General features: G+C 40.4%; 13 protein-coding genes. 2 read left to right on the top strand and 11 right to left on the bottom strand.

The features are described from left to right. Positions 1-140: 140 nt before the first annotated feature. The 3 genes from KPL72_RS03310 to KPL72_RS03320 form a co-directional block, all read right to left on the bottom strand. On the bottom strand, positions 141-2,111 hold the full coding sequence (locus KPL72_RS03310) for a tripartite tricarboxylate transporter permease (protein ID WP_212918605.1): 1,971 nt from the start codon (positions 2,109-2,111) through the stop codon (positions 141-143). A 30-nt stretch (positions 2,112-2,141) separates the two neighbouring features. Next, entirely contained in the window at positions 2,142-3,224 is a 1,083-nt protein-coding gene (locus KPL72_RS03315; RefSeq protein WP_212918606.1) for a Bug family tripartite tricarboxylate transporter substrate binding protein, read from the bottom strand. Between the two features lie 61 nt (positions 3,225-3,285). After that, complete coding sequence (locus KPL72_RS03320) at positions 3,286-4,347, bottom strand: 4-oxalomesaconate tautomerase (RefSeq protein WP_219701864.1); 1,062 nt, start codon at positions 4,345-4,347, stop codon at positions 3,286-3,288. A 117-nt stretch (positions 4,348-4,464) separates the two neighbouring features. Between KPL72_RS03320 and KPL72_RS03325 the strand changes: the two genes are divergently transcribed. Together KPL72_RS03325 and KPL72_RS03330 are read left to right on the top strand one after the other, a co-directional pair. Continuing rightward, the gene (locus KPL72_RS03325; RefSeq protein ID WP_212918607.1) at positions 4,465-5,361 is read left to right on the top strand and encodes a LysR family transcriptional regulator; all 897 of its coding nucleotides are present in this window, start codon (positions 4,465-4,467) and stop codon (positions 5,359-5,361) included. Between the two features lie 117 nt (positions 5,362-5,478). Continuing rightward, positions 5,479-6,144 carry a class I SAM-dependent methyltransferase gene (locus KPL72_RS03330; RefSeq protein ID WP_219701865.1) on the top strand — a complete coding sequence of 222 codons (666 nt, stop codon included), beginning with the start codon at positions 5,479-5,481 and terminating at the stop codon, positions 6,142-6,144. Between the two features lie 71 nt (positions 6,145-6,215). Here KPL72_RS03330 and KPL72_RS03335 read toward each other — a convergent pair whose 3' ends face one another. The 8 genes from KPL72_RS03335 to KPL72_RS03370 form a co-directional block, all read right to left on the bottom strand. Next, positions 6,216-8,180, bottom strand: coding sequence for an LTA synthase family protein (locus KPL72_RS03335; protein ID WP_219701866.1), 1,965 nt, complete (start codon positions 8,178-8,180; stop codon positions 6,216-6,218). 89 nt (positions 8,181-8,269) lie between these two features. Further along, positions 8,270-9,907, bottom strand: coding sequence for a phosphoethanolamine transferase (locus KPL72_RS03340; RefSeq protein ID WP_219701867.1), 1,638 nt, complete (start codon positions 9,905-9,907; stop codon positions 8,270-8,272). Positions 9,908-10,197: 290 nt separating this feature from the next. Next, the gene (locus KPL72_RS03345) at positions 10,198-10,368 is read right to left on the bottom strand and encodes a hypothetical protein (protein WP_012069620.1); all 171 of its coding nucleotides are present in this window, start codon (positions 10,366-10,368) and stop codon (positions 10,198-10,200) included. 10 nt (positions 10,369-10,378) lie between these two features. Continuing rightward, on the bottom strand, positions 10,379-11,338 hold the full coding sequence (locus KPL72_RS03350; RefSeq protein WP_219701868.1) for a class I SAM-dependent methyltransferase: 960 nt from the start codon (positions 11,336-11,338) through the stop codon (positions 10,379-10,381). Between the two features lie 173 nt (positions 11,339-11,511). Further along, on the bottom strand, positions 11,512-12,906 hold the full coding sequence (locus KPL72_RS03355; protein ID WP_219701869.1) for a PepSY-associated TM helix domain-containing protein: 1,395 nt from the start codon (positions 12,904-12,906) through the stop codon (positions 11,512-11,514). A gap of 153 nt (positions 12,907-13,059) precedes the next feature. Continuing rightward, positions 13,060-13,557 (bottom strand): DUF2946 domain-containing protein, encoded by a 498-nt coding sequence (locus KPL72_RS03360; protein ID WP_212918613.1) that lies wholly within the window; start codon positions 13,555-13,557, stop codon positions 13,060-13,062. A 30-nt stretch (positions 13,558-13,587) separates the two neighbouring features. After that, positions 13,588-13,956, bottom strand: coding sequence for a DUF2750 domain-containing protein (locus KPL72_RS03365; protein ID WP_219701870.1), 369 nt, complete (start codon positions 13,954-13,956; stop codon positions 13,588-13,590). Positions 13,957-14,061: 105 nt separating this feature from the next. Further along, positions 14,062-15,069: an adenosine deaminase gene (locus KPL72_RS03370; RefSeq protein ID WP_219701871.1), complete on the bottom strand. Its 1,008-nt coding sequence runs from the start codon at positions 15,067-15,069 to the stop codon at positions 14,062-14,064. Between the last annotated feature and the right edge of the window lie 5 nt (positions 15,070-15,074).

The following is a 15,074-nucleotide window of genomic DNA, read 5'->3' on the forward strand; positions in this document are numbered from 1 at the left end:
GCATGAAAAGTGCACCTAAGTGGGGCAAATTTACCATGAAAAAGAAATGAGATCTATTTGTAAAAGAATAGTAGAGGCTATATTTTATAAAAAATATCCCAATGCAAGTAAAAATGCATTGGGATTCAAGGTGATAGTACTTAGATAAAGGTTTTTATTGCGTTTAGTAGGTAAGGGTCAAAGAAGCCTTCTGGAAAGTCCACGTTCATGACTCTGCCAATAGTGACTAAGAATATAACCAGACCAATAGCAATAATCGTTGATTTTAGATAAGACACTTTTGCTAAGAGTTTCAAGAACAAGAGTGAAAATACAAAGGTTGTTGAAATAAAGCCAAATAAGTAATACCCATAAGCAATGACAAAGAAGCCAGCGATATACACCAAATGCATGGATAAGTCTGATGGTATCCTTGTGTGTTTTTCTTTAATGTATTTGCTCAGAATCATTACTACGGAAAATAAGACAATTGCTATGGCAATCATGGGAAATGCTTTTGTTAGCATAGATGTGTCCCAAATATTCGCAAGGGCATAAGTGGCATATACACTCATAATTGCGATTATCCCCCAATCTGTCCAAGAAACCGTTTTGACGATATTGTCTTTTTGGACTTCTTGTGGAGATGGCTCTTCTTTCAAAACGCTTTTCTGCTTCCTTTTTTTCAGAATAGGGGGCAGGACAAAACCGACAATAATGAGTGCGGCAATAGCAATAACCCCAGGACGTAAAAACCAAGAGTAACCGTAAAATTGAATGCTTTGGAAAAAGTAATTCTCCGCTCCAGAAGATAATACAAAGCCAATTAAAAATGCCGGTCTAGGCCAATTTGCCCCTTTCATCATGATACCGAGAGTTGCCACTACACCCAATAAAATAAAGTCGCCTAAGCTTCGTGTTGCCTGATAGGCAGCAAACAAGATAAGAGTCAAAATAATAGGTGTCAGTACTGAAAATTTGATGTAAGTGAGTAGCGATATAGGACGCGTAAAACAAATACAGAAAATTGCACCTAGAATATTAGCCAGAGCAAGAGACCAAATAATGGTGTACGTCAGATCAAGGTGGGTCGTTATCATTGATACGCCCGGTTGGATACCAAGCAACAACATACCGCCTAGAAAAACTGCCGCCGCGCCAGAGCCTGGTACACCGAACAAAATAGTCGGAATCATGCTACCTGATGCGCAGGCATTATTGGCAGACTCAGGAGCGATGACGCCACGAATGTCGCCTTTTCCAAATTGAGATGAGTCTTTACTCGAGTTGATGGCAAAGCTGTATGTCATCCAATCGACGACTGATCCACCGAGGCCTGGGATCGCGCCAATTAAACTGCCGAAGATAGAGGATTTACCCACTAATGGAAGGTTTGCGAATACGTCTTTAAAGCCTTGTTTTAAGCCATGTCCCAGTTTATTTGGTGAAGAGGCAATCGCACTGTTTTTCACTAATAAGCTAATAATTTCAGGTAAAGCAAAAATCCCTAAACCAACCACTACCAATGGAATGCCGTCGTAAAGATAGTCGATATCTAGAGTGAAGCGGAACTCGCCTGTCGCTGGTGCTCCGCCAATAGCGCCTACCAAAAGACCGAAACCACAAGCCGCTAAGCCTTTGTAAACATTGGCGCCGGAAAGAGCAGCGACAACGCTTAGTCCTAATAGCGTAAGCATAAAGAGCTCCGCTGAGGAAAAGGCTAAAACAACAGGGCGAGCGACGAGAATAAAGACACTTAGCACTATTGCTCCAACCACTCCGCCTATCATTGATGATAAGAACGCGGCAGATAGTGCACGAGCTGCTTGGCCTTTCTTCGCAAGAGGAAAGCCATCCATGACTGTTGCTTGCGATGAACTTGAACCAGGGATACCCATTAACACAGAGGTAAAAGTATCACCAGTAGGTATTACTGCAACGAGTCCCATCAGCATACCAAGACCAACGGAAGGTTCCATCCCATATAAAAAAGGTAAAAGTAAGGACATACCGGCGATGCCACCAAGTCCGGGAATAATGCCGACTACTAATCCAACCAATACACCAGCAATTAGGTAGGTTAGATGGGCAACTGACATTATTTGATCCAGGGCGCTGAGGAACTCAATCATTAACAATCACTCCTAATTTAAAACTACAGCTTACAGCTTGTAATCAAATTTCGTTTTTAGCCAATCGGAAATCCAAGTGTACAACTCAGGAGAAACGGTAATGGCATCGCTAAGATATTGAGCAGCATCAATACCTACAACGTTTTCATAAGGTCCTACTTGTATCTCTGAATCTTTGATAAAGGCAGGATCTTGTAGCATCTGTTTTACTGAGTTTTGGTATGTAAGGATGATGTCACTTGGTGTATCCGCAGGGATGAAAATGACTTTCTGGAAGGCAAATCCAGCCGCTAAGAATTTCTTATAAGCTGTGTATTCCATACCAGATGGTTGTTTACCAAATTTTTTGAAATAGACTTCTTCAAATGTCGGAAGGTCTGCAAAAGCAGGATCTCTAACGATTTCGCCTTTATTATTAAGAATGCCTAATGAAAATAGCGGAATCGCTTTTTTATTATCAACAAGATCAACGACAGAGCTTAAGTAGGCAGAAGACGTTTGAAAATCTATTTTGGCTTCGCCACGCTCAAATGCAAGGCGGCCAGCCCCTCGGCTTTTCATTCCAAAAACGGGTTTTATATCAAGCCCTAACATTTCGAAAGCCAGAAATACGGGTAGTTCTAAACCTGTTGGGCTTTGAGAACCAAACGGTAAAGTAACACCGTTAAGTTTCGCAATATCATTGGCAGAAGAAACACCTAGATCTGGTTGTACGTATACGACACCACCAGTTGGACTAGCCATCAACGGAATCCATTTGTCAAAGTTATAGCGAACACGTTTATCCCCTAACATAAATGGATAAAGTGTTGATGCCGATGTTCCTAAGATATCCTCGCCATTACTTTTTGCGCGTTGAAAAAAAAGATTAGTGCCTGTGATAGAGCCGCCACCCGGTTGGTTTTTTATAACCACAGTTGGGTTACCTGGTAGGCTTTTGGTTAAATGTGGAGCAACAAAGCGAGCCCAAACATCAGTACCACCACCGACCCCAAATGGAATCGTCCAGTTAATGGTTGACGGAAGTTCAGTATCTTGTGCTTTTGTTGGTAACGCCAATAGGCAGCCAAAAGTTAAGACAGAAACCCCTAAGAGCTTAGAAAGTTTTTTCATTGAATTCACCTTTCTTGTTTTTATGAATGTTTAATACGTTTATTATTTTTTGTATTGATAGTTAATTAAGATAAACCGTACCTGAGAGTATTTTTCTTGCAGTACGGATTACCGATACACTATTTAACGCAGATAAATTGTCTTCCTTGCGTTGAGCGCTAAGCTCGATCTTTCCTGAAGGGTGTTCAAGGGTGAAATGGGACTCGGAGTCTTTATCACCAATGAGTTTTGAGGCTACGGTTCCTGGAAGGCAACACGCAGTCACAATAGCGATACTTCCCGTAACGGCTAATGATTTATGGCATTTATGTGGGACAAAGTAGCGAGCATTGATGGTTCCATCAAAACGAGCTGGAGAAAGTAAAATAGGCTTAGGTATCACAGAGTCTGAAACATTCCCCATACCCATTAGCTCACCTGCCTGAAGGCGAATAACTTCTAAACGAGTCATAAACTCAATATCGTTATCTAGCTCTGCTGGCGTTTCATAGCCGGTTTTTCCAAGATCACTTGCTTGGATTAAAACAACTGGTGTCGCAGCATCAATACAAGTAACTTCTACCGAATCGATAATGTTCAGAGCACTACCAGTGGGTAATAACTTACCTGTTTTTGCGCCCTCTACATTCAAAAATGTTAACTGAATTGGGGCGCCAGGCGAGTTCGTACCGCTAATAATAGTATTTCCGGTATATTCTACTTTGCCTTGAGGAGTTTGTACTGTTGAATGAATAATCTTTCCGGTGTTTAGATTATGAATGCGTACCGTCGTCGTTCCTTCGCTAGCCGGGAATAAGCCAGTTTCTATGGCGTAAGGCGCAACACCCGCAAGCATATTTCCGCAGTTTGGCGCAAAGTCTACCGTTTTATCCACTATGCCTACTTGAGCAAATAAATAATCAACGTCCGCATCTGGGTGAGTTGAGGCGCCAACCATCGCCACTTTGCTTGTTAAGCTATTTCCTCCACCAATACCATCAAGTTGAAGCTCATGGCCGGATCCCATGATTTTTAACAAAACATCTGCACAGGCATTCCGATCTTGAGGGAGGTCTGAGATCTGTAAATAGGGTCCTCTTGAGGTGCCGCCACGCATGATGATGCAAGATATGGTTTGTGACATTGTGATAAACCTTTGTTGTTGTAATAGCTTGTAGCTAAAGTCTCACAATCTATATTCGTGCATCAAATGCAAAGATACGTCATAATTGATGTGTAAAACGAATCAATGGGGGCGGTAATGCATCAAATAGAATTTAAAGATTTGGTTATCTTTATACGTATTGCGGAGACAGGGAATTTTCATGATGCCGCTGAATTAACCTTTTTATCTCAGCCGGCTTTGAGCCGGAGGATGCAAAAATTAGAGGCTATTTTAGGTACGCAATTATTTGAACGAACGACTCGAAAAACTTGGCTAACCTCCGTAGGTCGTGAGTTTTTGCCAAAAGCCCGCCGCATGGTAGAGGAGTTTGAGTTGTCTGTTCTAGGCATAAAAGACATGGCTTCTCAGCAGAAAGGTAAAGTCACTATTGCCTGTATCCCCACCGCTGCATTTTATTTTTTGCCCAGTGTTATTAATGTCTTTAATGAACGTTATCCCGGTATTCGTATTCAAATTTTGGACGAAAGTGCCAATCATGGTTTGGAATCAGTTATTCGTGGAGATGCGGACTTTGGTATAAATATGGCCATAGCTCAGCATCCAGAAGTATCTTTTACGCCGCTTCTTGATGATCCATTTGTGGTTTGTTTACGTAAAGATCACCCATTATGTGAGTTAGATGAAGTTTCATGGACGGATATGGAGCCGTATAAATTGATTACTGTAGGTCGTGCCAGCGGTAACCGAATTTTATTGGATAAATCTCTAGCAAGAGATCAAGTGCAGCTGAATAGCTTCTATGAAGTTCAGCATCTGTCTACATCACTTGGTTTGGTGGAAATGGGTTTAGGCATATCTATTGTACCCAAATTAGCCATGCCATTAAGTAGTGCATCGGTATTGACTTCTAGACCGCTCAAAGGCCAAAAAATTGACCGCTCGATTGGTCTTGTCAAACGCAGTTCAACATCGGTATCTCCTGCGGCAGATCTATTTATTAATATCCTGTTGGAGCGCTGGTCGGTTAATTAAGCATGAGATACTGAAAAGGGGCGATAGAACTAAACTTAGGATATTTTAAATAACACAGCTAGTATGGTGTTTCAGTTTAATAGCGTTTGCTATTTCCGTGCATCATCTAGGGCTTCTATGTCTCACTTTCGTGTTCGTTATCAAACCATTGAGTTTGATAAGACCGATATTCATGTGCGTACACTGCGTGATAATCAAGAGTTTTCAGATGACGACAATATTGCGTTAAACCTTGGCATTTCATCTGCAGTATGGCCTTTGTTTGGCGTGATTTGGCCATCTGGTGAAGTGCTTGCTCATCTAATGTTTGAACATGAAATTGATGGTTTAAAAATACTAGAAGTTGGATGTGGTATTGGGTTGGCAAGCTTGGTGCTTAATCATAGATTTGCTAATATTACGGCCACGGACTATCACCCTGAAGCAGGCAATTTTCTTAAAGCAAATACGCTACTGAATGGCGATCCGCCGATACCTTTTATTAGGGCGAGCTGGCAAGATCCGAGTACTGACTTAGGCAAATACGATTGTATTATCGGCAGCGATATTTTGTATGAACGGTTCCATGTCGATCTTTTATCCGCTTTTATTGAAAAGCATGCGGCAGATAATTGTTTGGTGTTACTGGTGGACCCTGGTCGTGGCCACCATGCTCCTTTCAGTAAAAAAATGATTCTTTTGGGCTATTCTCATCATCAACGAAAACCTGGCGCGACAAATTACTTAGCGTCGCCATTTAAAGGGCAAATTTTGTCGTACCAGAAAGGCGTGGCTAAAACCTAAATATCCTAATTTGAGTTATCAATTGAATATAAAAATGCCGAGCTTTCGTTCGGCATTTTTATGACGATGACTTATTTGGTTCTGCGTATGTCGTATTTTTTCTCGTTGTAAAGCCAAGTTCCTAACAGTGGATGTGCAATGGCTTGGTTTATTAAATCCTCACTGACGTCTTCATCTGGTATTAGGATCGTACTTTCATAGCTGAAGGTTTTTGGCAATTTTTTCGGCTGCAATATAACAACTTTACCGTTTTTTAAGAAAGCTTGGTTTTCATTGAATTGCGTAATCGCCCGTCCCACATAATCATCACCGACTTTTGTTAAGTCTTGGCCAATCATTGGGTGTTCGGAATCAACGCCAATTAATGATAAAAGTGTTGGCGCTAAGTCTATTTGGCTAGCCAATCGACTATCTCTTTTAGGTTTTATTCCATCGCCTATGATTAAAGCAGGTATATGAAAGCTTGGAATGGGCACTAAATCAGAGCGGGTGGTGCGTGCGTCATGATCGGCAACCACTAAGAATACGGTATCTTTCCAATAGCCCTCTTGTTTTGCCAGTCTAAAAAAGTGACCTATTGAATGGTCTGAGTATTTAACAGCATTCTCTCGAGTCGCTTTTGGTGAATTGTAAAGCTCAATTTTGTTGTCAGGGAATTCAAATGGGTCGTGGTTTGAGGAACTAAAGACCAAGCTGAAAAAAGGTTTTCCTGTCTTTGATTTTGTGACAAAGTCTTGATTGGCTTTCGTGAAAAGGTCTTCATCGCTTACTCCCCAAGAGCCTACAAATTCTGGGTTTACAAAGTCTTTCTCTTCGATAATGGAGTTGAAGCCATTGCCTAAGAAAAAAGTTTTCATATTATCAAAATGAGCCCCTCCACCATAAATGAAATTGGTGTCATAACCTTGTTTACCAAGTAACTTGGCGATCGTGAAAAAGTTAGTTTGTGAATTAGGGAGTTTTACTGTGCTTCGCGCTGGAGTAGGAACAAAGCCAGTGATAACTGCTTCTATGCCGCGTACTGAGCGAGTTCCTGTCGCATATAAATTGTTGAATGACCAAGCTTCAGGCACTAATTTATCGTATTCAGGTGTTAAAGGAAGTCCACCCAGACTGCCAACGAATTGTGCCCCTAAGCTTTCTTCAAGAATGATAACGAGGTTTTTTGGGCGATCAAAATGTAACGTTGCTTGTTGTGTGTGCAAAGTCGGAAATTCTTCTGATGTAAACTGATCTTTTTCTAGCCCCATAGCCTTATGAATTTCAGTAATCACCTTGTCCTGATTCATTTTTGGGTATAGTTCAAATGAGCTTACTTCATCGGCCATTTGACTCACCGCATACATAAGTGAATAGGTCGAGTTAAGCGTTAAGCTGTTGACTAGAGGGTCATTAGTAAATGCGGTATAGCTTGGGTTGATTGGTCGGTGTTGTAGACTGGAACGAGCGCCAAGAAAAGCAAGGCAAAAAATGATCGCAACTAACACGGGGCGCTCGAACCATTTAGGTTGCGGACGGTTGGTTATGCTCTGTTTTCGGAAAAACTGGTAGGCCAAAATAACAGTGATAGTGGTAATTAATGAGGTTAGAAGTAAAGTGAGCTTATGGCCTTCAATAAGCATAGAAAATACTTCTTTCGGGTAGAGCAAATATTCTACGAAAAGGCGGTTAGGTCTTAGACTGTATTCTTCAATAAAAGCTGGAGTCGAAGCTTCCATGAAAATGAGTAGAACAAAGGTACAGGTTAACCAGACTCGAGTAAGAAAATCCCAAATACGATTGATATAGGGTATGCCAGAGATAAGTAAGCTGATAACCGCTGGTATGCCAATGATGTATGAGATGGACGCGATATCGATACGTAAGCCGAAACCAAGCAATGTGATCCAATCGGCAATACTATCGATTCGATCACATTTCCAGATCATCAGTAACAAACGGCTTAGGGACAAGCAAAGCAGGGTGAGAGCTAAAAAAAACAAATACGGTCTGAGAGGAGACAGAGCACGTAATATCGAGCTTTTTTCTTTTGGCATATCTTATCTCTATAAATTATTATATGTGACTAATTTATAGTGAATAAAGTAAAAAAAAGGTAAAAATGGCGTATGTTTTTTTTGTTTTTCTACTTGATTGCTCGGCATTTTTTGTAAAGATCCAGCTCTGGCTTATAGATGGATGTTGTTACATCCATTATGCCAAGCAGAGAGTGGAAGATGTAATCTTGCGATATACTACTATTCTGAGCTTCATTTTTTAGGCAAGCTTGATCTATATTTTTGGTTTTTTCGAAGTCGTCAGACATCCATAGCATGAGCGGAACTCTGCGTTGGTAAATTGGGGCAAATGAGTAGGGAAGGCCGTGCAAAAATACGCCATTTTCCCCTAATGACTCACCGTGATCTGAAAGATATAAAAGCCCAGTATTATACTGGTCGCTAACGCCTTTAAGTTTGTCAATAAGTTTGCTAATGACAAAATCGGTATAATGAATGGTATTATCATAAGAATTTATAATGCTTTCTGAAGAACAATTTTCAACATCATTTCTCTGACAATCCGGTGCGAACTTTTTTTGATTGTCTGGATAGCGTTTAAAATAGTTTGGTCCATGGCTTCCCATCAAATGTATAAAGATAATTCTATTGCCTTGCATGTTGTTAATGTCGGAATCTAAGTTTTCCAATAGAGCCATATCGTAGCAGCTGTTGCCATTACAGAATTCACTTATTTCTTCACGATTTAATGTTGTTTTAGTTATATTGTCAGCGACATCTTTATCACCGCCATCATTTTCTTTCCAAAGTAATGAAATACCTGCCCTTTTAAGAATGTCGATAGCATTATCTTGGTGCTTGGCGATAGATTCCTGGTATTCCTCTCTTGTTAGAGCGGAAAACATACAAGGTACAGATACGGCGGTTGCTGTGCCACAAGAGGCGACATCTTTAAATGAAATAACATTTTGTTTGCTAGTGTACTCATTGGTTGGTCTTGGGTAGCCGTTCAATTGATAGTTTTGTGAACGTGCTGTTTCGCCTAGAACAAAGAAAAATAGCGTTGGCTTTTTTGACGTGTTGCTAGAGATTTGCTTTGCATCTTCACCGATCTTTTTGTAAACCACTGGGCTCGAAAAATAGGTGTTTCTTATGTATTTATAAGAGCTTGAAAGGTAGTAGGTTGGAACGATCATTTCTTTCAACTCACTGTTTTTCCGACCAATATAGCTTAAATCTTTAAAGTAAAAAAAAGCGATAAGAAGAATGATAAGAATAGAAATAAAGATTGATACTAGTTTTTTTATTATACTAACTCGTTTTTTTATCTTCACAAAAGCCACCACTAATGATGGAATGATACCGGTAATAGTAACCCAAAATATAGAGTGAACACTTAAGTAAGACTTGGCTTCACCAATATCAGTCTCAAAGGTGTTCTGAATCATTCCATAATCGACAGATATACCATAATTATATATCACATAACTGACTATGCTGGAGGTTAAAATCAGGAAGATAAAAATTGGTTTAGCAATATAGGGCCAACTAATCAGATTGAATAAAATATTGGTAATAGCGAATATAAAAATTGGCATGGATAAAAAAAGACCAATATTCATAGAATTAGATTTTTCTAAAATATCGTATAGCTTGATATAGAATGGAATGTTTATAATTAAAGCATAATATAAAGCAATCAATATGGACAATTGGAAATAGGATGTTTTATTGATTTTTAATAATGATTCTAATTTCAAGTTCATCTGAGATTGCCACTTTTTGCTAAATTAACAGTAAGCATAAGCTTAGTTTCTATTTTTTTTATAGCAACTTTTCTTTTGTGGATTAAAAAGTATTTTTAGTGTGTTTTTTGTTTTTTGCTGTGGTTTTTTTATATTTTTTTCATATATTGAGTGTGTTTTTGAGAAAAAATGGATTTTCGTCTAGGGTAGAGATAATAGGGAGAGCAGCCTTTCTTCAATCGCATTAAAATAAGATAGTAGAAAGGCTGAAAGGCGAGTGGGTTTGCATAGTTAAGAGTAGGAATTTTTGCTTAGTCTTTTTTCTCTATGGTGATTTCTAGCGTCTTGCTGTTGCCCGCAAACCACTTCTGTACATAAAGCGACCCCATAATTGGGGCTTTTCCTTCTTCAGGTACTTCTTGATAACGCACGCTGTTTTTAGTTTCTTTCTCGTATTCGAATGTGACAGTTGTTTTAGACATTGTTGCTTCCTTAATTAGTTAACTTTTCATCAGATGTTTTCTGAAATATAAGTGCTTTTAGTCCGCTTTCGATATCGATATCTAAAAACTCTGGAGGATTAGCGAGTCGATATTGATATTCTAAGTTTGGTGCTTCTTCACGCATGCCATCAATTAAAAATTGCGCAGGAATGCTTGGGTCGTTGACACAGGCAAGTACTTGACCATTTTCGGTTAATAACTCAGGTAAGCGGCGCAATATTTTTTGATAATCTTTAGTTAAAGCAAAGCTGCCACGCTGGAATGTAGGCGGATCTATAATGATAAGATCATATTCGCCATATTTTTTGATTTTGCCCCAAGATTTGAAAATATCATGGGCGAAGAATTTCACACAGTTTAAATCATGTTGATTGAGGCGGTGGTTTTCTCTGCCACGGCTCAGAACCGCTTTAGCCATGTCTAGATTAACCACGAAATCTGCACCACCCGTTATGGCAGCTACAGAGAAGCCACAGGTATAAGCAAATAGATTGAGTACGCGTTTGTGTTGGCTGTTTTCTTTTACCCAGCGTCGTCCGTATCGCATATCTAGAAAAAGACCTGAGTTCTGATTCTTACCTAGATCGAGCTGAAAAAGTAGATCTTCTTCGTTAACGATCTGTTGCTCTTGATAATTCCCCCAGAGGCATTCAGTCGGGCTTCGTTCACGGCTTCGGTGCTGAAGTAATAGCGATTGTGCTTTGCTATCGTTCCATTCAGGTTTATTTGTCCAATTGATGATTTCTTCATTCAGTTTGTCTAGTTCATCGAATGTTGGCTCTTTAAATAGAGCTACCAAGATTTGCCCTTCAAGCCAGTCTACTGTGATCTGTTCTAAACCTGGAAAACAGCGTCCTCGCCCATGAAATAGTCGTTGAGCACCTTGTGGAAGTTGGGCTAGCTTGAGCAAAACGTGTTCAGTAAGTGTTGCGAGTGACTGCGTGTCCATAAAATAAGTATTCTGATGGTGATGAAATAAGAGCACGTATTTTACTGATAACAAGCCAAGAGGCCAGAAAAAGCCAAAATAAGGTGTTCAGAAGGGAGATGTTCGGTGTTTCGGTAGAAAATATTCATCGAGCCATGGTTGGCTCGATGAATATAGGGCTGCTAGAAATAAAGTTATTGACGCTTCCAGCGATAAACATCAATTAATAAAAAGGCGAGTAAGCTAACGCCCATAACTGGCATGCTTATACCCAGTGCAATGGCGATTAGTACGGTGATTATTTTTTGTGGACCAGTCAGTCTTGCCCATGCTTGCAATAATGGTTTAGACGTTGATCCGGCCTGTGGGCGGCGAATCCACCACATTCTGTACCCCCAAATAATCATAAAGCATAGGGATAATCCAAATGCCGTCAGTATTATTTGGTTTACAACACCAAACAAAACACCCATGTGAGCATCAATGCCCCAGCGAATCAGCTTGGCAACAATAGGGAAAGTGGCAAAATCGGCACGACTGGTGACAGTCATAGTACTAGCATCAACGGCAACACTGTCTACTTGAGTCGGCCAAGATCGATCGATCTCACTTACTCGCCATGCTTTGTCTTTTGTTGATGAAGGTCTTATTTCTAGCTTATTGGCATCAATTCCTGCGTCTCTTGCTGCCTTGAGTACACCATCAAACAGAGCATCAACATTTTCAAATTTTTCCGCCGTTTGCTTCTTTGTCTGCATGTTGTGATGACTTGAATGATTGAGATGATCTGCATGCTCATCTGACATCATCATATTGTGATCTATAGTTGTCAGGTCTTGTGAGACTGAAGGTGTTATCCAGCCAATGCTATTGCGCAAAGTACTGATGTTATCGCCAGCCCATTTTGACCAAGTTAACCCCGTAATAGAAACAAAGATCAGGCCAACAAAAAGACAAAGACCAACTTGATAATGGCGGCGGCGCTTACGCAGATGTTCTGTTTTGTTCGCGAATTCTGCTTTGTTTTTCTTGCCCCCCTTATACCAAAGGAAAAGTCCACCAAGCGCTGCAATCCAAAGCCAAGATGCGGCAAGCTCACTGTAATAGCGACCGAACTCTCCCAAGAGCAATTGGCGATGCATAAAGTCTATGGTCGTTCTAAAGGGTAATACACCGCTTGTACCGTAAACAGGTAAGTTGCCTGTCACTTCAAGTGTGACTGGATCAATAAATATTGCTCTAGCACCAGATAGCTCAGCCTCTTTATCAAGAAACATCACGCGTGTTGTATCACCTTTTTCTGGTGCTGGGCGAACAGCGAATAGGGTCAGATCTTTTGTTAGCTGAGATTTCGCTACTGCAATTTGTTGGGAGAGAGGCTTATTCTCGCCCACGCTTTGTGTTGTTAGAACATCTTTATAGATGGCGTTTTCAATTTGTGGCGTAATCACATAGATAGTTCCCGTGAGAGCCGCTACAAAGATGAATGGGCCTATGAAAAGGCCAATATAAAAATGCAGTCGTGTAATTAAAAGTAGCATCGCATTTGAAGAAGATTCGGATGCCTTGTTATTCGTTTTTGTCGACATTGTAATTTCTCGTCTTATAGAAAAGGGCAAAATAACGCCTCTGAGTGACAATCTCACTTTTCTATCATCATGAAAGACGCGCACATAAATATCTGTTCAGTGTTGAATCTGAATAGGGCTGCGTCGTTTTTTTTATATAAATTATGGTACTAATTAGACCGAAATTACAGGTGGTGCTCTGGGGAGAATGGAGGTGAAGGGCACATTATATTTGTGCGAAATAGTCGTCGTTACCATGTTTGGGTAACGGCTTTGTGTTAGTGGAACAAGTTCAAAGGTTTTGGCGTCCATCCAGTTTAGATGGAAGAGCAGGGAACAATAACCGCAGGCTTCTAATAAATTAGCGCTTTCACCGTGCGCGTGATGCCCGTGGTGACTAATATGTGCAGAGCTTACTCGTTTTTGCTTGCTGTTCGCTTGCTCGGAAAGCATTTTGGCATGGTCGTGCCCTGGCATACCCATGGCTTCCATCTCCATGTTTTCCATAGACATTGGCGCCATGGTTGGCTGGGACGAAAGTGCATTGCTTATTTGTGAGAACAGCGGACCAAAATAAATAAGAAAAACAGCAAACAAGCAAACACACACAGCGAACTGTGTGAGTTTATTTCGATGGCTCTTGAGTTGAGAGCTTTTTGATTGAAAGTACACTGTGCTTGTCTTTGCTATCAGCAATAGCGACTAGCTTTTAAGATCAGCGGCATGTTCTTCTGCCGAAGAAACAATACATTCACCAGCTAGATTTGGTGCTACACCGACAGAAAAACCATCCCCTTGCATACCTGGTAGCCATTTTTCAGCCCAGTCTGCGGCGTTAATTTCTAAGCTATTAAAGCCTTGATAATCTTTCTCACCCCAAGCGGTTGCTAAGGTTTCAGCTGGCCAAATTGGTAATACTTTGTCGCTACCAAGATCTATGATCAAACAGCCTTCAGCGTCAGCAAGTGTCCATACAGAGGTGCCTTTTTTTACCAAGTTCAAAACATGGTCATAGCGTTCGCTACTAGGTAAGCGGTAGAAAGTATCATCAAGAAGGATTGGGTTCGACATTGGATTGGCTCAATTCGGTAAGATAAAAAATGGCATCTTACCACATTGACCAAAAGAGTGATTAATTCAATTTTTCTTAATCAATGTGGCAGATAAAAAAACAGGTTATTTGAACAAGATGTTTAGTTGTTTTAAATGCTGTTCTTTGTGATGGTCTTCCATCCAACTACCAGTGATGCCATTTTTGGCTAGTTGAAATAATTCTTCTTTACTAATTCTAGTGCCATTAATTAACGAGGCGTAGTTGTCGTTCATATAGCCGCCGAAATAGGCTGGATCATCTGAATTAACCGTTGCATTTAGGCCAAGTGTTAACATATTTCTAATTGGATGATCTTTCATGTCATTAACGACACAAAGTTTTAAATTAGAAAGAGGGCAAACTGTTAGTGTTAAATTGCGTTGCTTGATCGCTTCAATTAGCTTGTCATCTTCCAAAGCTCTATTGCCATGATCAATTCGATCAACACCGATTTGATCGATGGCTTGCCAAACGTATTCTGGTGGTCCTTCTTCGCCAGCATGTGCCGTGACTTTTAATCCGAGGTTTTTGCATGCTTCAAAAACACGCAAGAATTTTTTCGGCGGGTGTCCTACTTCCGAACTGTCTAACCCAACGCCATCAATCCATTTTAGATGAGGTTTTGCCAGTTCAAGGGTTTCAAATGCACTTTCTTCACTTAGGTGCCTTAGAAAAGACATAATGAGTTTTGATGTCATGCCCCATTTTTTCTCCGCGTCTTGAAGGGCGTTGTAAATACCTTGGATTTGAACATCAAAACTGACACCGCGAGACAAATGACCTTGAGGGTCAAAGAAGATCTCTACGTGGACAACATTTTCACTGCGCACTTTTTTCAAATACGCCATGGTAAGGTCATAGAAATCGGCTTCATGAAGAAGTACTGACATGCCTTGGTAATAAAGGTCTAGAAAATCTTGTAGATTGGTAAATTGATACGCCGCTTTTAGGTCATCGACAGTGTTGTATTTTAAGGCGACCTGATTGCGCTGTGCTATGGCAAACATCTGTTCTGGCTCAAAGGTGCCTTCAATGTGTAGATGAAGCTCAGTTTTGGGCATTTTCTTTGATAGTTCGATCAGTGTTTCCATAGTTT

The sequence above is a fragment of the Marinomonas lutimaris genome (assembly GCF_019426345.1).
GTDB classification, from domain to species: domain Bacteria; phylum Pseudomonadota; class Gammaproteobacteria; order Pseudomonadales; family Marinomonadaceae; genus Marinomonas; species Marinomonas lutimaris.